This is a genomic window from Aureimonas populi (assembly GCF_017815515.1).
Lineage (GTDB): Bacteria > Pseudomonadota > Alphaproteobacteria > Rhizobiales > Rhizobiaceae > Aureimonas > Aureimonas populi.
Window position 1 is genome coordinate 695,060 of sequence record NZ_CP072611.1, and the last position, 17,008, is coordinate 712,067.

At 67.9% G+C, this 17,008-nt stretch carries 13 protein-coding genes; 11 read left to right on the plus strand and 2 right to left on the minus strand.

What is annotated here, in order from left to right; all coding sequences use genetic code 11:
* Genes J7654_RS03270 through J7654_RS03305 form a run of 8 tightly spaced genes read left to right on the plus strand, consistent with a single transcriptional unit; the run spans position 1 to position 10,431 of the window.
* The gene (locus J7654_RS03270) at positions 1-1,617 is read left to right on the plus strand and encodes an ABC transporter substrate-binding protein (RefSeq protein WP_209738162.1); all 1,617 of its coding nucleotides are present in this window, start codon (positions 1-3) and stop codon (positions 1,615-1,617) included.
* 12 nt (positions 1,618-1,629) lie between these two features.
* Positions 1,630-2,640 (plus strand): ABC transporter permease, encoded by a 1,011-nt coding sequence (locus tag J7654_RS03275; RefSeq protein WP_209738164.1) that lies wholly within the window; start codon positions 1,630-1,632, stop codon positions 2,638-2,640.
* Entirely contained in the window at positions 2,641-3,480 is an 840-nt protein-coding gene (locus J7654_RS03280) for an ABC transporter permease (RefSeq protein WP_209738167.1), read from the plus strand.
* Positions 3,477-4,346, plus strand: a complete 870-nt coding sequence (locus J7654_RS03285; RefSeq protein WP_209738169.1) for an ABC transporter ATP-binding protein — start codon at positions 3,477-3,479, stop codon at positions 4,344-4,346. The genes J7654_RS03280 and J7654_RS03285 overlap by 4 nt, the downstream gene beginning before the upstream one ends.
* Complete coding sequence (locus tag J7654_RS03290; RefSeq protein ID WP_209738171.1) at positions 4,343-5,182, plus strand: ABC transporter ATP-binding protein; 840 nt, start codon at positions 4,343-4,345, stop codon at positions 5,180-5,182. The genes J7654_RS03285 and J7654_RS03290 overlap by 4 nt, the downstream gene beginning before the upstream one ends.
* Positions 5,179-7,005 (plus strand): hydantoinase B/oxoprolinase family protein, encoded by a 1,827-nt coding sequence (locus J7654_RS03295; protein ID WP_209738173.1) that lies wholly within the window; start codon positions 5,179-5,181, stop codon positions 7,003-7,005. The genes J7654_RS03290 and J7654_RS03295 overlap by 4 nt, the downstream gene beginning before the upstream one ends.
* Positions 6,992-9,031, plus strand: coding sequence for a hydantoinase/oxoprolinase family protein (locus J7654_RS03300; RefSeq protein ID WP_209738175.1), 2,040 nt, complete (start codon positions 6,992-6,994; stop codon positions 9,029-9,031). The genes J7654_RS03295 and J7654_RS03300 overlap by 14 nt, the downstream gene beginning before the upstream one ends.
* A complete protein-coding gene (locus tag J7654_RS03305) occupies positions 9,028-10,431 on the plus strand; it encodes a M20/M25/M40 family metallo-hydrolase (RefSeq protein ID WP_209738177.1) in 1,404 nt (467 codons plus the stop codon). Before J7654_RS03300 ends, J7654_RS03305 begins: the two co-directional genes overlap by 4 nt.
* A gap of 173 nt (positions 10,432-10,604) precedes the next feature.
* Here J7654_RS03305 and J7654_RS03310 read toward each other — a convergent pair whose 3' ends face one another.
* Positions 10,605-11,270, minus strand: a complete 666-nt coding sequence (locus tag J7654_RS03310; protein WP_209738179.1) for a GntR family transcriptional regulator — start codon at positions 11,268-11,270, stop codon at positions 10,605-10,607.
* Positions 11,271-11,402: 132 nt separating this feature from the next.
* Positions 11,403-12,431, minus strand: coding sequence for a TRAP transporter substrate-binding protein (locus J7654_RS03315; RefSeq protein ID WP_209738181.1), 1,029 nt, complete (start codon positions 12,429-12,431; stop codon positions 11,403-11,405).
* A gap of 188 nt (positions 12,432-12,619) precedes the next feature.
* On the opposite strand from J7654_RS03315, the gene J7654_RS03320 reads away from it, so the two are divergent.
* Genes J7654_RS03320 through J7654_RS03330 form a run of 3 tightly spaced genes read left to right on the plus strand, consistent with a single transcriptional unit; the run spans position 12,620 to position 16,957 of the window.
* A complete protein-coding gene (locus J7654_RS03320; protein WP_209738183.1) occupies positions 12,620-14,707 on the plus strand; it encodes a TRAP transporter large permease subunit in 2,088 nt (695 codons plus the stop codon).
* Positions 14,708-14,729: 22 nt separating this feature from the next.
* The gene (locus tag J7654_RS03325; protein WP_209738185.1) at positions 14,730-15,635 is read left to right on the plus strand and encodes an NAD(P)-dependent oxidoreductase; all 906 of its coding nucleotides are present in this window, start codon (positions 14,730-14,732) and stop codon (positions 15,633-15,635) included.
* Positions 15,632-16,957 carry an MmgE/PrpD family protein gene (locus tag J7654_RS03330; protein WP_209738187.1) on the plus strand — a complete coding sequence of 442 codons (1,326 nt, stop codon included), beginning with the start codon at positions 15,632-15,634 and terminating at the stop codon, positions 16,955-16,957. Before J7654_RS03325 ends, J7654_RS03330 begins: the two co-directional genes overlap by 4 nt.
* Positions 16,958-17,008 lie beyond the last annotated feature (51 nt).

Sequence of the window (17,008 nt, forward strand, 5' to 3'; positions counted from 1 at the left end):
ATGACCAGCATCGCATTCAACGCCCGCCTTCGCGGCGCCCTCCTGGCAGGAGCGGGGATCGCGCTCTGCGCCGCCGCCCTCGCGCCCGTTCAGGAGGTCCGCGCGCAGGGCGCGCCCGGCGAGCTCGCCTGGGCCGACACGCTCCCCTCGGGCCTTGACCCCCACGTCGTCTTCGACGTGCCGATGCAGCTCTACATGCTGAACGTCTACGACAATCTCTATCGCTATCAGGGCAACCCGCCCGAACTCGTACCCTGGCTGGCCGAAAGCCACACCATGTCCGAGGACGGGCTGACCTGGACGTTCACGCTGCGGGAGGGCATCACCTTCCACGACGGCTCGGACATGACCGCCGAGGATGTCGTCTACAGCTTCCAGCGCGTGCTCGGCCTCGGTCGCGGCCCCGCATCGGCGTTCCTCAGCTATCTGCAGCCCGAGAACGTCACCGCCCTCGACGAGCGGACGGTGGAGTTCGTGCTCGACACGCCCTACGCGCCCTTCCTCTCGGCCATTCCGCTCGTCTCCATCCTGAATGCCGGCCTGATGCGGGAGCACGAGAGCGACGAAGACTGGGGCTCGGCATGGCTGGCGTCGAACGCCGCCGGTTCGGGCGCCTACGCCTTCGATCCGGCCAGCTATATTCCGCGCGGCAACATCACGGTCGAACGCTTCGAGGATCACTTCCTCGGCTGGGCCCACAACGACGATCCGATCGACATCGTGCGCGTGCCCTTCATCGCGGAAAACAGCACGCGCATCCTGGCCCTTCTCAACGGCGAGGTGCAGGCGACCGATTCCTACCTGCCCTCCGATCAGGTGGAGAGGGTCGAGGCGGCGGACGGCGTCCATGTCGCCAGCGACGAATCCATGCGCGTCATGGTCATCCGCATGAACAACGGCAAGGCGCCCTTCGACAATGTGAACTTCCGGCGCTGCCTGAGCCATGCCTTCAATTACGAAGGCTTCATCGACGTCATCCTTCAGGGCCACGCCGTGCGCAATCCGGGCCCCATCCCGCAGACGCTCTGGGGCGCGCCCGCCGATGTTCCGGGCTATTCATACGATCTCGACAAGGCGCGGGAGGCCTGCGATCTCGCCCGCTCGGAGGGCGCGCCCGTCGACCGGACCGTCTCGATCCACACCCAGTCCGAACTCGACCTGACCCTGCAGGCCGCGCAGGTGCTTCAGGGCGATGCCCGGCAACTGGGCCTGAACATCGAGATCGTTCCCGACACATGGGCCAACATGACCGGCTCGATGGGCTCGATGGAGAGCACGCCGGACATGTGGATCCACTGGGTCTCCACCTACTTCGTGGACCCCGAGAACTGGATCGGCCAGATGTACGATTCGCAGTTCCACGGCACATGGAAGGCCTCGTCCTGGTACGACAATGCCGAGGTGGACGAACTCCTGCGCACGGCGCGGACCGTGACCGACGAGGACACGCGCCGGCAGGCCTACGAGGCGGCCAGCCGGATCGTGATCGACGAGGCGGCCGACATCTGGATCTACAACACCATCCAGATGCGCGGCATGTCGGATCGGATCGAGGGCTACGAGTTCTCGCCTGTCGGCTCGGGCGCGGAGTTCCGCACCCTCTCCCTCACGGACTAGGCCGCCTTCTCCATGCTCCTGTTCCTGGTCCGTCGGCTCATCCTCGTCATCCCGGTGATCTTCGGGTTGCTCCTGCTCACCTTCATCATGATCCGTGTCGTGCCGACGGATCCGGCGGCGGCGCTGGCGGGCGAGAACGCCAGCGCCGAACAGATCGCGGCCATCCGCGCGCAATTCGGCTTCGACCAGCCGGTCATCGTCCAGTTCTGGACGTATCTCGGCCAGGTCGTGCGCGGCGACTTCGGAATCTCCCTCTATTCGAACCGGCCGATCGGGGCCGACATTCTCCTGCGCCTTCCCGCAACGCTCGAACTCACCTTCGTCGCGCTCCTCGTCGCGGCCTTCGGCGGCATCGCCGTCGGCACCCTTGCGGCGGTGTGGCACAATAGCTGGTTCGACCATCTGATCCGCATCTTCACCGTGGCCGGGCTGGCGCTGGCCTCCTTCTGGCTGGCGATCATGCTCCAGCTCCTGTTCTCCATGGAACTCGGCTGGCTGCCCCTTCGCGGCCGGCTTCCATCCGGGATGGCCCCACCGGCCTACATTACCGGCCTTTATCTCGTCGATTCCCTGCTGACGCTCGATTTCAGAGCCTTCACCACAGCGCTCGGCCATCTGCTCCTGCCGGCGCTGACGCTGGCCTTCGGCGGGCTCGCCACGGTCGCCCGCTTCACGCGCTCCTCGCTTCTCGAAACGCTCCAGAACGACTTCGTCACCTACGAGCGGGCCGTGGGCTTTCCCAACCATCGCATCGTCCTGCCCTACGCGCTTCGCAACTCCCTCGTCTCGCCGCTGAACCAGATCGGCCTTCTGTTCGGCGGGTTCATTTCGGGCGCGGTCGTCGTCGAGGCCATCTTCGACTGGCCGGGGCTCGGCTCCTACCTCGTCGGAGCCATCCTGACCGCCGACTACAAGGCGATCCTGGCCGTGACCCTGGTGGTCGGGCTGATCTACGCGCTGGTCAACATCGCCGTCGATCTCCTCCAGGGCATCGTCGATCCGCGCGTGGGGGGAGACCTCTAGATGCTGGTCCTCAGGCGCCTCCTGCGCGACATTCCCGCCGTTCTCGGCCTCGTCATCATCCTCCTTGTCGTCCTCCTGGCGATCTTCGCCTGGCAGATCGTTCCCCACCCCGACAGGATCTACAGCAACGACATCATCAGGCGCCTGCAGCCGCCGAGCGCCCTGCACTGGATGGGGACCGACGCGCTCGGCCGCGACATCTTCTCGCGGGTCGTCCTCGGCGCGCGCTCGGCCCTGACGATCGCGGTCGGCGTCGTCGGGCTTTCCATGATCATCGGCGTGCCGCTCGGCCTCTATGCGGGATACAGCCGGGGCATCGGCTCGAACCTCACGATGCGCGTGGCCGATCTCTTCCTCGCCGTGCCGCAGCTCATCCTGGCGCTCGCCGTGGCGCAGCTCCTCTCCCGGGGGATGACCAGCGCGATGATCGCCCTGTCGCTCACCTACTGGCCGTTCTTCACCCGCACCGCCTATTCGGAAACGCTGCGCCTGCGCTCCTCGCTCTTCGTCGAGGCCCTTCAGGGGCTGGGCGCGAGCCCGCTGCGGATCGTCGCCCTCCACATCCTGCCCAACATCGCCGCGCCGATCATCGTTCGCGCCACGATCGGCATGGGCTTCATGATCCTGACCGCCGCCACGCTCGGCTTCCTGGGGATCGGGGCGACGCCTCCCGCGCCCGAATGGGGCCTGATGATCGCTGAAAGCCGCCAGTATCTTCCCCAGAACTGGTGGTATGCGATGTTCCCGGGCCTTGCGATCCTTCTGACGGTGCTCGGCTTCAACCTTCTCGGAGACGGGCTGCGCGACCTCGTCGATCCCCGCCTGCGGAGGTCGCGATGATCTCTCCCGCCAAGCCCTCGCCCGCGCTTCTGGAGGTGGAGAACCTGCGTCTTTCCGTGCCGACGGACGAGGGGCGGACGCAGATCCTCAAAGGTGTCGACCTGACCCTTCGGCAGGGAGAGGTCCTGGGTGTGGCCGGGGAGTCCGGCTGCGGCAAGTCCACCCTGATCAAGACGATCCTCGGCATCGCGCCGCGCAAGGCGAGGGTCGATGCCGGCTCTGTCCGCCTGGCCGGGAAGGACCTTCTGGAGGCGCCGCGCGGCTCGGCGCTGCGGCGCACCTTCGGCTTCATTCCGCAGGACCCCTGGCTGGCCATGAACCCGGTCTTCAGGGTGGGCACGCAGATGATGGAGATATTGCGCTGGAACGGGCTTCCGGGCGAGGAGCCCCGCCCGATCCGCCGGAGCGAGAGGGCGCGCTATCGCGAGCATCTGGTGAGCCTGCTGCGCGCCGTGCGCCTGCCCGACCCGGAGGGAGCGCTGGAGCGCTATCCGCATCAGTTCTCGGGCGGGCAGCGCCAGCGCATCCTGATCGCCAGCGCCCTCGCCTCGCGGCCCCGCGCGCTCCTGGCCGACGAGCCGACGACGGCGCTCGACGTCACCACGCAGCTCGAGATCCTGAAGCTGTTGCAGGAGCTGGTCGCCGCCCACGACATGACCATGCTGTTCGTGACGCATGATTTCGGCGTGATCTCGCAGCTCTGCGACCGCGTGGCGGTGATGTATGCCGGCCGCGTGGTGGAGACCGGACGAACCCGCCAGATCATCGACGCCCCTTCCGATCCCTATACGGCCGGGCTGATCGCCGCCCATCCCGACCGCGGCGGCTTCAGCTTCGTCGAAAGCGGGAAAGGAGGGCGGACATGAGCCGTTTCATCCTCGAGACGGCCGATCTCTCGATGGAGTTCCGGCCGCCGCGCAAGCTTCTCCAGCCCGCCCGGCCACCCGTGCGCGCCGTCGAAGGCGTCGACCTTCGCGTCGGGCAGGGGGAGGTGCTCGGCATCGTCGGCGAGTCCGGGTCGGGCAAATCGACCCTAGCCAAAACGATCCTCGGCCTCTATCGCCCCTCGCGCGGCGCGATCCTTCTGGACGGGAAGGAATCGCGGTGGAACAGCCGCCGCCAGGCCCGCCGGGAGCGCCGGGCCATCCAGTACGTGCATCAGGACCCCGGCGCGGCGCTCGACCCCTGGTGGAGCATCGGCCGGACGCTTCACGAGGCGCTCATCATCCATGGCGAGAAGGACGCGGCGCAACGCAACCGCCTCATCGACACGATGCTGGAGGCGGTGGGGCTCTCTCCCGAATTCCGCAAGCGCTACCCGCACGAGCTTTCCGGCGGGCAGCAGCGGCGGATCGGGATCGCGCGCACGCTGATCCTGAAGCCACGCATCGTGATCCTCGACGAGCCGACATCCGGCCTCGACATGTCCGTGCAGAAGACGGTGCTCACGCTCGTGCACGGCATCCGCCGGGAATTCGACCTCACCTATCTCTTCGTCAGCCACGACCTCTCCGTCGTCCGGCATCTGTGCGACCGGACGGCCATCATGAAGGAGGGGCGCATCGTCGAGATCGGCGACACCGCCTCGATCTTCGCCGATCCCCGGCACGACTACACCCGCACCCTGATCGCCGCCGCGCCGAGCCTGCATTCGGAGCGCCTCGCGGCCCGCCCGTCCGAGAAGACCGAGGAACACCCGTGAGTATCGCACGATCCGCCGCCGCACCGGGCGCGAGCCCGCCGCGCGCCTGCGACCCCGTCGCGCTCGAAATCATCAGGGGCGCGATCGGCGCCGCGCAATCCGAGATGGAGGCGTTGATCGAGCGCACCGCGATCTCGGCCTTCATCCGCGAGAAAAAGGACTTCTACACCGCCCTCTTCGACGCGGACGGAGTGATGGCCGTCGGTTCCCTGGTTCCGATCTTCGGCGACATCACCCGGCCGGTCTTCGACGTCTTTCCCCGCGAGACGATGAACCCCGGCGACGTCTACTGGTACAACGACTGCTACGCGTCCCGGGGCGCGGTCTCGCACCTCAACGACCAGGTGCTTCTCGCGCCCATCTTCCACGAGGGCGCCATCCGCGGCTTCGTCATGAGCTGGGCGCATTTCGCCGACATCGGCGGCCTCCACCCCGGCTCCATCAGCCCGCAGACGACCGACATCCACCAGGAGGGGATCATCATCCCCCCGACCCGGCTCATCGACAAGGGCGTGACCAACGAGGCCGCGCTCGCCATCTTCCATCGCAACTCGCGCTTTCCCGAGCAAAGCATCGGAGACATGAGCGCGCTCCTGGCCTCCGTCCGCCTCGGGGCGCAGCGGATGCTGGAGATCATCGAGCGTTTTTCGGCGCGCGTGGTCGAGGATGCGCTGGCCCAGCTTCTGCAACGCACACGGGGCCATGTCAGGGAGAAGCTCGCCCAGACCTTCGACTACGGCACCTACCGCTTCACCGACGCCATCGACAGCGACGGCCATGGGAGCGGCCCGATCCGCATGCGCATCTCGTTGACGCGCGAGAAGGGCGAGGACGGCCAGGACCGCTTCATCTTCGACACGCGCGACTCCGACGACCAGGCGACGGGGCCGGTGAACCTCCTTCTCAACCCCGCCGTGCCCGGCATGGCGCTCGGCATCTATTTCCTCGGCGGGGATCGCGGACAGGTCATCAACGCCGGGGGCCCGCAGTCGCTCGACGGCGTGCTCCTGCGCGAAGGCTCCATCCTCCAGCCCCGCGAGCCGGCGCCGCTGGGCATGAGGGGGCTCACCATGATGCGGCTTCTCGCCGCCATCAACGGCCTCATCAATGTCGGTGGCGGGAGCGCGCCGGCGGCGCACTCGGCCTATGTGGTGGCGATGCTGCGCGGCAGCTTCACCAACGAGGCGGGCGAGAGCGAGCGCTTCCTCCTCGTCGACGGACTCGGTGTCGGCTATGGCGGGCGCGACCATGCCGATGGTATCGACGCCGTCTATTTCGTCGCCCAGGAGAACTACCCCGTCGAGTTCCTCGAGCTTTCCTACCCGGTTCGCCTTCGAAGCTACGGCATCGCAAGGGATTCGGGCGGTGCCGGGCGGCACCGCGGCGGCACGGGGATCGTGCGTGAGTACGAGATTCTCGCCGACCGCGCCAATCTTTCGATCCGCATAGACGGCGTGCGCAACCCTCCCTGGGGCGTACGCGGCGGCATGAGCGGCGGCAGCGGCTCGGCCATCGTCAACCCCGGCGCGCCGGACGAACGCACGCTCGATCCCCTCTCCGACGGCAACGTGCTGGGGAAGGGCGACGTCCTGCGCATCGTGACAGGCGGCGGCGGCGGCTTCGGCCATCCCTTCGACCGCTCGGTCGAAGCGGTTCTGGAGGACGTGCTCGGCGGTTTCGTCAGCCCCGAACGCGCCGAGCGCGACTACGGCGTCGTCGTCTCGCGAGGCGAGGTGGACGAGGCCGCCACCGCCGCACGGCGCGCGGACCGCCCCGCGACGAAGGGCTTCCATCGCATGGAGTATGTCGATGCCATCCGCTGACATGTCGCTCGCCGTCGCCGTCGACATCGGCGGCACCTTCACGGATGTGGCGCTTCTGGACCAGAACAGCGGACGCACCTGGCGTGCCAAGACGCCCAGCGTCCCCTCCGATCCGTCCATCGCCTTCATGAACGGCATCCGCCTCGCGCTGGAGGAGGCGGGCGCGGCGCCCCGCGCGCTCGAACGCGTGCTTCACGGCACGACGGTCGCCACCAACATGATCCTCGAAGGCAAGGGCGCCCGCACGGCGCTCGTCACCACGCGCGGCTTCCGCCACGTGCTCGCCATCGGACGCCAGGACATTCCCCGCAACGAGAACCTCTACACCTGGGTCAAGCCGGCAAGGCCCGTCCCGGCCTCGCGCATTCTGGAGGTGGACGAGCGCATCGGGGCGGGAGGCATCGTCCTCTCGCCTCTCGACGAGGCGAGCGTGCGGGCCGCCGGCGAAGCCCTCGGGGCGATGGATGTGCAGGCGGTCGCCGTGTGCCTGATGCATTCCTTCGCCGAACCCGCGCACGAATTGCGATGCGCCGAAATCCTGCGCGAGATGCTGCCGGGCGTCGCGGTCACGGCCTCGGTGGAGGTGCAGCCGGTCGTGCGCGAATACGAGCGCTCGCTGACCACCGTCCTCAACGCCTCCGTCATGCCGGGCGTCACGACCTATGTGGAGCGGTTGCAGGAACGCCTGCGCGAGGAGGGCGTCGAGGCGCCCCTCCTCCTGATGCAGTCGAACGGCGGGGTGGCGAGCGCCGGCACGATCCTTCACGCGCCTGCCTTCACCGCCCTTTCGGGGCCGGCCGCCGGCGTCGTCGGCGCCCGCGCGGTGGCGGCGGCCTGCGGCATACGCGACATCATCACCGTCGATATCGGCGGCACGAGCGCCGACATCTGCCTTATCCGCGACGGCAGGATCGGGCTGACGCAGACCGGGCGCATCGGCGAATGGCCCGTGTCGCTGCCCATGGTGGACATGGTCACGATCGGCGCGGGCGGCGGCTCGATCGCGCGCGTCTCCGGCACGACGCTCACGGTGGGGCCCGAAAGCGCCGGCGCCCGGCCCGGCCCGGCCGCATATGGGCACGGTGGGACCGAGGCGACGGTGACGGATGCCCACGTCGTGCTCGGCCACCTGCCCAAGCGCCTCCTGGGCGGGCGCATGAAGCTCGACCGCGACGCTTCGTTCGCCGCGATCGAAAGGGAAGTCGCGGGCGCCCTGGGGCTCGACCCGATCGCGGCCGCTCGCGGCATTCTTGCGATCGCCGACAATCACATGGTCGGCGCCATGCGCGTCATTTCGGTGGAGCGCGGGCACGACCCGCGCGACTTCACCCTCGTGCCCTTCGGCGGCTCCGGGCCGCTGCACGGCTGTGCCCTGGCCTCGCTCCTCGGCATCCGCCGGATCATGATCCCGCCCGCGCCGGGCGTCCTTTGCGCCGACGGGCTCCTGTCGGCGGATCTGCGCGTGGAGTTCAGCCGGACGCTGCCCAAGGCCGGGCCGCTCGCCGAGATGGACACGGATGCGCTCGTCGCCGAACTCAGCGACCAGGCTTCGGCCTGGCTGGAGGTCGAAGAGGTCGAACCCGCGCGCCGGCTCGTCGGCATCGTCGCTCTCCTGCGCTATCGCGGGCAGGGCGGCGAGATCGCGGTCGCCTGGGCCGGGGACGGCGAAGGCACCGAGGCCAATTTCCGCCAGGCCCACCGGCAGCTCTACGGCTTCGAGCTGCGGGTTCCCATCGAGCTTGTGACCTTGCGCGTGGAGGCGGTCGGCCTCGCGCACCGGCCCGACGCGCTCGCCCTGGCGGAGGGGCCGCCCGCCCTGCCCTACGACACTGTCCCGGTCCGTTTCGACGGCGGCGAGGCGCAGGTGCCCGTGGTGAACCGCACGGATCTGGGTGCAGGCGCGCGCCTGACCGGCCCGATGATCGTCACGCAGCTCGACACCACCACCGTCATCATGCCCGGCTGGGAGGGCGAAGTGCATCCCTCGGGCGCCCTTCTACTCACCGACAAGGGAGGCCAGGAATGAGCGTTTCGACAAGCCGGCCCCGGCCCGCGGGCCTCGACGCGGTTCGCGAGCATATCCGGCGCAACGAGCAGGACTTCCTCGCCCGGCTCCTGGACTATGTGCGCCATCCCTCGATCAGCGCCCAGAACAAGGGGATCGCGGAGGTCTCGCAGATCCTCGTCGACATGCTTCGCGGCCTCGGCATGGAGGCGGAGGCGGTCGAGACGGCGGGCCATCCCATGGTTCTGGGGCGGCGCGGCGATGATCCGAGAAAGCCGACCGTCCTCTTCTACGGCCATTACGACGTGCAGCCGCCAGAGCCCTTCGAAGAATGGATCAGCCCGCCCTTCGAGCCGACGATCCGCGACGGCCGCGTCTATGCGCGCGGCGTAGGCGACAACAAGGGCCAGCACCTGGCCCAGTTGCTCGCCATGGAATCCTGGCTGGCGGTGCATGGCGAGCTGCCCTGCAACGTCATCTTCCTCCTGGAAGGCGAGGAGGAGGTGGGCAGTCCGCACATCGCCGAGTTCGTGCGCACGCACGCGCACAGGCTGAAGGCCGATCTCGTCGTCACCTCGGACGGGCCGCTGCATATTTCGGGCCGGCCGATCGTCGTCTTCGGCGTGCGCGGCATGGTGAGCTTCGACCTCACGGTGCGCACGGCCGGCCGCGACACGCATTCGGGCAATTACGGCGGCGTCATGCCGAACGCGATCTGGACGCTGGTCCACCTTCTCTCCACGATGAAGACGCCGGACGGACGGATCACGATCGAGGGACTTCACGACGCCATCCTGCCGCCCACGCTGGCCGAGCGGGAGGCGGCGGCCGCCCTGCCGGACAGCGTCGAGGACGTGATGGCCGAGCTTGCGATGGCAAGGCTCGATGCCCCGGCGGACCGCCCCTTCGCGGACCGGCTGATGTTCCATCCCACCCTGACGATCAACGGCCTGCACGGCGGCTATGGCGGGCCGGGATCGAAAGCGGTGCTGCCCTGCCAGGCCATAGCCAAGTGCGACATCCGCCTCGTCGAGGCGATGACGCCCGAGGACGTTCTCGACAAGGTCGAGGCCCATGTCGCGCGCCATGCCCCCGAGGTGTCGGTCGTGCGCCGCGCCGGAATGCTGCCCTCCAGGACGCCCATGACTTCGCCCCACGCCGATGCGCTCGTGGCGGCGATCATCGACGTCCACGCCGTGGCCCCCCTGCTCTACCCGGCCCTCGGCGGCAGCCTGCCCGACTACGTCTTCACGAAGATCCTGGGCACGCCAGCCTTCGTCGTCCCTTACGCCAATGCCGACGAGGCCAACCATGCGCCGAACGAGAACCTGAAGATCGAATGCTTCTTCAACGGCATTCAAACGGGCGCCGCGATCATGGCAAGGCTCGGCGAGCTTCAGCCGAATGGCGGGGTTTCATGAACCGATTCCAGGTGCCCGCCTGGCCGTCTCGTTCAAACTCCGGCAACGGGGTCCGCCGCCCGGAGGAGCGGCAACCCCGCCTTGCCGGACAGCTCGGCCCGGCTGCCAGCCTTCGCGGAAGTGGGGGAAGCACTCACTCCTTTGGAGGAGGAGTTGAATATTCTTGAGTTTCGTCAGCCCTTGGCCAATGCGTCCAGGGCAACTTTCGCTGCGTTGCCGACATGGGCCACGGCCAATGTCCGGGCCTTCGCGGCATCCCTTGCGACGAGGGCCTCCACCAATGCACCCAGTTCGCGGATGCTCTCTTCTACGCGACCCGGCGCCTGCAGCGACATCGCGCGTAGAAGCATGATGCGTGAATTCAGGAAATGCAGGCTCGTGCCGAGCGCGCTGTTTCCCGAACCTGTCAAAAGGCTTTCGTAGAAGGCATTCTTGGCGCGGAGCCGGTCCAGGCTGCTCGCCCCGACCGATGCGGCCTTCAATGTGGCGAAGGCTTCTCGCAGACGCGCCTGGGCAGCGTCGTCGGCCGCTTCGGCGAACAGTTCGCTCGCCAGCCCCTCCAGTTCGGCGCGGACGCGGTAGATATCCTGCGCTTCCTTGACCGAGAGCTTGGCGACGACCGGCCCCCGGTGAGGCACGACCTGGACGAGCCCCTCGGATTCCAGTTGCCGCAACGCTTCACGCACCAGTGTACGGCTGACCCCCGTGATCTCGCACAGAACGCGCTCCGGCATCCGCTCTCCCGGCCGGAAATGACCGAGCGCGATGGCATTGCGGATACTGTCCGTAACACCGTGCCGCAGAGGCGCGGCCTGCCTCTCCACTTTGAGATCGAGCATTGCATCTAGGGTCAAAAGGATTGTCCGATTGTGATAGCGACCCCGTGAATGTAGCGGAGCGATGCCGCCTGTCAAAATGACACTCGCGCGGGTTGTGATGCGCGAGTGCCGCAACGTCGAGCAAAATTCCGCTCACTCCTTGCCGAGAGCCTCGCGCACCTGTGCGACATAGGCTTCGCCGTCGATCCCCAGCTCCGAGGCCCGAGCATACCATGAGCTGTAGGCCGAACCGGCAATGTCGGGCGCGCTGGCCTCAGCCTTCAACTCGTCCGAGGCGACCCATAGCTCGGAGCCCAGCGATTCGATCCGCTCCACCGCGCGATCGATATAGGTCTGATAGGTAGCGAACGCTTCTTCCTGAAGCTCAAGCGCCGCGGTCTCGATCGGCCCCTTCAGATCGTCCGGCAATTCCGCCCAGGTGTCGGCATTGATGAGGATGACCCAGCCCGTCACGGGCGACATCGCCCAGTCCTGAACGTGGGGCGCCACGCGCGGCAACTCGAAGGCCGCCCCCACGCAGATCGAGGTGAAGACCCCGTCGATCACGCCCCGCTCCAAGGCGGGGGTGACTTCGGAGGTAGGCATCGGCACCGGCAGCGCACCGAGCGCGCTCATCAGCTCGGCGGTCTGCGGATTGTGGATGCGAATGCGCTTGCCGCGAAAGTCCTCCACCGTATGGATCGGCGTCTTGGAGAACAATGCCGTGGGGCACCACGCGCCGTCGGCCAACATCACCGCGTTCCAGTTGTCGCGCCAGATGGTCTTGACGTCCTCGCGCCAGAACGCCTCACGCACGGCTACATACTCATCGATATCGTTGATGAGACCGGGCAGGTTGAAGATGCCCATGCGAGGATCTTCGGACGAGATGTAGGTGTGCAGCGCGGCGGACATGGGCAGGCGGCCGTCCCGCACGGCGTTGGCCACCTGGTTGGCCGCCACGAGGGAATCGCTAACCGTCACCTCCACGCGGCCCTCGGTCGCTTCTGCGATCCGCTCCGGCAGGCTTTGGGTCATCGCGGTATAGACGTCACCGGGCGACGTGATGACGCCCATGGTGAAATCATAGTCCGGCCTTTGCTGGGCGACGGCGCCGACAGCGCTCAGCCCCAGCCCCGCAGCGGCCGCTCCGGCCAACAGGCGCATCAAACCCGACTTCATCTTCCTTGCCCTCCGCTCGACTTGCGTGCCTGCGGCGCGCGGCTTCCTTGCCGGCACACCGCACCTCCACCACGCGACTTATCGTGATACAAGCATACGATAATACATTCTGTTGCCTGTCAAGCGATGGGCGTGTTACGAGACTGCCCGGGCGGGATGGATCGAGGCCCTGGCGGGAGGACGAGGGAATGGCTCAAGCGCTTGGACAGGAGGTCGGCGAAGTCGTGCCGGTGATGGCCACGAACAGGCTGCCGGATGACGGCCTGAAGGGCGGCCTCCTGATGGAAGGGATCGATGCTGTGACGCGGGGCGCGGGGCTCCTGTCGGCCGTCACGCTTCTCTTCATGACCCTGATCGTGGTCTACGAGGTCGTAATGCGCTCGGCCTTCAACCAGCCCACGGTCTGGGTAGCGGAGATCAGCGTCTATGCCTTCGTGGCGCTGGTTTTCCTCGGCCTGGCGGTGGGACAGCGCGAATCCGCCCACATCCAGGTCGAGGTGCTGATCGACAGCGTCTCGGCCCCGACGCGGCGCACGCTGGAGCTGATCGGCGCCTGGCTCGGCCTCATCTTCGCAAGCATCACCGGCTGGGAGATGTACTGCTTCGCGGTTTCCGAATACGTCAATGGAACGCGCGACTGGGGACTGCTCGCCACGCCGCAATGGATTCCCCAGACGCCGGTCGTCATCGGCTACCTCCTCTTCTGCGCGGCGCTGCTCCGCGAGATCTGCATGAAAAGCGCGCCGGAGGCGGCGTGGCGGCGCATGGCGCTGCCGGCGGTGCTGCTCGCCATCATGCTCGCGCTCGCCCTGATGGGGCGCACCGACATCCAAGTGGCGGGAACGCGCATGGACTGGGCTACCCTCACGATCATGGGCGGCGCCGTTCTGGGCGCGTTCCTCTGGAACGGCTTGAGGGTCGGGCTCTGCGTACTCGTGATCATCGCCGTCCTGGGTGGGCTCTTCTACCTGTCATTGTCCATGTCGCTGCTGGCGACGGGCCTTATCCTCGTGGCCGCCCTCATGTTCCTTCTAGCGATCGGCGTGCCCGTTGGTGTCACCTTGGGCATGATCGGGCTCTTCGGCCTTCTCTTCATGATCCGTACGCCGCAGCTGCCGATGCTGTCGGATCGCTCCTGGACCTCGATCAACTCCTTCACCCTCACCGCCGTGCCCACCTTCGTGCTTATGGGCTCACTTCTCGTGCAGAGCGGCGTGACGGTGAAGCTGTTCGACATGCTCGTCATCTGGTTCGGGCGCACCCGCGCCGGGCTCGGCCACGCGACGGTCGGCGCCTCGGCCGTCTTCGCGGCCGTGTCCGGCTCCAGCCTCGCCACGGCCGCGACGCTCGGGCGCGTGGCCGCGCCGGAGATGACGGCTCGCGGTTATTCCAACCGCCTTACCTACGGGCTCGTGGCGGCCGGCGCCACGCTCGGCATCCTCATCCCGCCGAGCATCGCGATGATCATCTACGGCAACACGGTGGGCGCGCCGATCACGGTGCTCTTCGTCGCCGGCATCGTCCCGGGCGTCCTCCTGGCGGCGCTCTTCGCGCTGATCGTGGTTGTCTGGTCCTATGTCAGCCCGAGTTCGGTTCCGGTGGGCGATCGCTACCCGATGAGCGAGAAGCTGGGCTCGCTGGTCGCCGTCCTGCCCTTCCTTCTTCTCATCATGGCGGTGCTGGGCTCGCTCTACTTCGGCATCGCCACGCCCACCGAGGCGGGGGCCGTCGGCGCCATCGCCGCGCTTGTGTTGTGCATCCAGCAGGGGCGGATGACCCTGCCGCTCCTCTACAAGGTCCTCTACGACACGGTTGCCGTCACGTCCTTCATCATGCTGATCGTCGTCGGCGCCTCGATCTTCGGTTGGGTCTTCGATTTCCTGCGCCTGCCGCGCGAACTGGTGGGCGTCGTGACCGGCTGGGACCTCCAGCCCTGGATGGTGGTGGCGATGATCGCCGTCTTCTACCTGATCCTGGGCATGTTCATCGAATCCATCTCGATGATGCTGATGACGCTGTCGGTCACCTTCCCAATCATTGTGGCGCTGGGCCTCGATCCGATCTGGTTCGGGATCGTCCTCGTCATCCTCGTCGAAATAGGACTCGTGACGCCGCCGGTCGGCATCGTGCTCTTCATCCTGCGCGGCATGAGCGGGGTGCCGCTGCGCGACATCACCATCGGCGTCCTGCCCTTCGTCGCCCTCATGCTCGCCTTCATCGCGCTGCTCTACGTCTTTCCGGAGATCGTCCTGTGGCTGCCGCGCCAGATGAGCTGACCTTCACCACGGGAGAACCATCATGAGCCTGAAACTCGGCTTCGTCGGCATCGGACGCATGGGCGCGCCAATGGCCCGCCGGCTGCTCGCCGCCGGCCTCGACCTCACTGTCTACGATCCCAACGCCGAGGCGGTGGAAGCCCTCGTGCGATCCGGCGCGAAGGTCGGCGGCAGCCCCGCCGCAGTGGGCGCGGCGGCCGAGATCGTATTCCTTTCCCTTCCCACGCCCGACATCGTGCAGGCGGCGGCGCTCGGCCAGGAGGGGATCGCGGAAGGCGGCACCGCGCGCATCGTCGTCGATCTGTCCACCACGGGGCCACGCGGTGCCAAGGCCCTTGCCGCGGGGCTTCTGGAACGCGACATCGCGACCGTGGACTGCCCCGTAAGCGGCGGGGTCGCCGGGGCGGAAGCCGGCCGGCTGACGCTCATGGCCGCAAGCCCGCAAGACACCTTCGCCGAGGCCGCCCCCCTTCTCTCCCATTTCGGCAAGGTGACGCATGTCGGCACCGAGCCCGGGCAGGCCCAGCTCATCAAGGTCATCAACAATCTCATGTCGGTGACGGCCCTGGCCATAGCGTCGGAGGGCTGCGTTCTGGCGCAGAAGGCGGGCATCGATCCGGCCATGCTCATGCAGGTGGTCAACAGCGGCAGCGGGCGCTCCAACGCCAGCGAGGACAAAATCCCGAAATACGTGCTGACGCGCTCCTTCGATTTCGGTTTCGCGCTCGGCCTCTCGGCTAAGGATGTCCGGCTCTGCCTCGACGAGGCCGAGGCGCTGGGCGTGCCGATGATCGTGGGCAGTGCCGCGCGCCAGCTTCTCACCGTCGCCAAGGGCGAGCTTGGGCCGGAAGGCGACCTGACGGCCCTTATCCAGCCCATCGAGCGCTGGGCCGGCGTGGAAGTCGCCGGCGGCAAGGGCGGCGCATGAGTGCCTCCGCCGCGCTTGCGACCTTCGCGGCCGAGACCGCGTCGGTGCCCGACGCGGTGCGCCGCGAAGCGATCCGCTCGATCATGAACGGCTTCGCCACCGGCCTTGCCGGCTGCGGCGACGCCGCCACTCTCCACGCCAAGGCCGTGGCCACGCGTTTCTCCGCACGTGGCGAGGCGAGCATCATGGGGCACCCGGAGCGGGTGGACATCCTCACGGCCGCCTTCCTGAACGCCATCGCAATCAATGTCCACGACTTCGACGACACGCATCCCGGCACCATCCTGCATCCGACGGCGCCGGTGTTGCCGCCGCTGTTGGCCCTTGCCGAGACGCGGGCGGTGACGGGGGCGGCCTTCCTCGACGCCTTCGCCATCGGCGTGGAGGTGGAATGCCGGATCGCCAATGCCGTCTCGCCGGGCCACTATCGGCGCGGCTGGCACATCACGGCGACCTGCGGCGTCTTCGGCGCGGCGGCCGCCTCGGGACGCATTCTGGGCCTCGACGCGGAGCGTATGCTCCATGCCCTCGGCATCGCCTCCGCGCAGGCTTCCGGTCTTGTGGAGACGCTCGGCACCATGGCCAAGAGCGTGGGTGTCGGCAACGCGGCGCGCAACGGCCTTTTCGCGGCCCTTCTTGCCGAAAACGGCTTGAAAGGACCTGCCCTCCCGCTGGAAGGCCCTCGCGGCTTCGTGGAAGTGACATCGGATGAACCGCGTCCCGGATGCCTTGCGGAAGGGCTGGGCGAGAGCTGGCAGCTTCTCCTCAACACCTACAAGCCCTATCCCTGCGGCGTGGTGCTGAACCCCGTCATTGAGGCCGCCCTCCTGCTGGCCGCCGAGCCCGGCTTCGACGCGGCCCGCGTGCAGGGCGTCACCGTGCGGGGCGCCGCGCTCCTTGCCGAGCGCGCCGACCGCCCCTCTCCGGCAGAGGGCCGCGAGGCGCAGGTCAGTGCCCAGCACGCGGTGGCGGTCGCCTTCCTGCGGGGCAGGGCCGGCCTGGCGGAATTCAGCGACGCAGCGGTGGCCGACCCGGCTGTCCAGGCCCTGCGCGAGACCGTGCGTGTGGCGATCGACCCGCAGCTGCCGGTCGGAGCGGCCGTCATCGACGTGCGCCTGCCATCGGGCTCGCTGTCGCGGCGCGTGGACAAGGCGCGCGGGGACGGCGGGCGACCGCTCGCCGACGCGGACATAGAGGAGAAGCTGCGGGCGCTGGCCGACTACGGCGCGCCTTCGGTGGACACCGCGCCCCTGATCGCGGCGCTCCGGCACAGCCCCGATGCCACCGACATGAGCGGCCTTGCCCGTTTTGCAACTCCGTAGCGCCCCATGCCCGTAGCCGGCAGCGCTTCTCCTTCCCAGGTCGGCGGGAGA

What these genes read in the sequence shown, in the direction of transcription:
- J7654_RS03270 (WP_209738162.1), top strand. Translation starts at nt 1, where the DNA reads ATGACCAGCATCGCATTCAACGCCCGCCTTCGCGGCGCCCTCCTGGCA.
- J7654_RS03275 (WP_209738164.1), top strand. Translation starts at nt 1,630, where the DNA reads ATGCTCCTGTTCCTGGTCCGTCGGCTCATCCTCGTCATCCCGGTGATC.
- J7654_RS03280 (WP_209738167.1), top strand. Translation starts at nt 2,641, where the DNA reads ATGCTGGTCCTCAGGCGCCTCCTGCGCGACATTCCCGCCGTTCTCGGC.
- J7654_RS03285 (WP_209738169.1), top strand. Translation starts at nt 3,477, where the DNA reads ATGATCTCTCCCGCCAAGCCCTCGCCCGCGCTTCTGGAGGTGGAGAAC.
- J7654_RS03290 (WP_209738171.1), top strand. Translation starts at nt 4,343, where the DNA reads ATGAGCCGTTTCATCCTCGAGACGGCCGATCTCTCGATGGAGTTCCGG.
- J7654_RS03300 (WP_209738175.1), top strand. Translation starts at nt 6,992, where the DNA reads ATGCCATCCGCTGACATGTCGCTCGCCGTCGCCGTCGACATCGGCGGC.
- J7654_RS03305 (WP_209738177.1), top strand. Translation starts at nt 9,028, where the DNA reads ATGAGCGTTTCGACAAGCCGGCCCCGGCCCGCGGGCCTCGACGCGGTT.
- J7654_RS03310 (WP_209738179.1), bottom strand. Translation starts at nt 11,270, where the DNA reads ATGCTCGATCTCAAAGTGGAGAGGCAGGCCGCGCCTCTGCGGCACGGT.
- J7654_RS03315 (WP_209738181.1), bottom strand. Translation starts at nt 12,431, where the DNA reads ATGAAGTCGGGTTTGATGCGCCTGTTGGCCGGAGCGGCCGCTGCGGGG.
- J7654_RS03320 (WP_209738183.1), top strand. Translation starts at nt 12,620, where the DNA reads ATGGCTCAAGCGCTTGGACAGGAGGTCGGCGAAGTCGTGCCGGTGATG.
- J7654_RS03325 (WP_209738185.1), top strand. Translation starts at nt 14,730, where the DNA reads ATGAGCCTGAAACTCGGCTTCGTCGGCATCGGACGCATGGGCGCGCCA.
- J7654_RS03330 (WP_209738187.1), top strand. Translation starts at nt 15,632, where the DNA reads ATGAGTGCCTCCGCCGCGCTTGCGACCTTCGCGGCCGAGACCGCGTCG.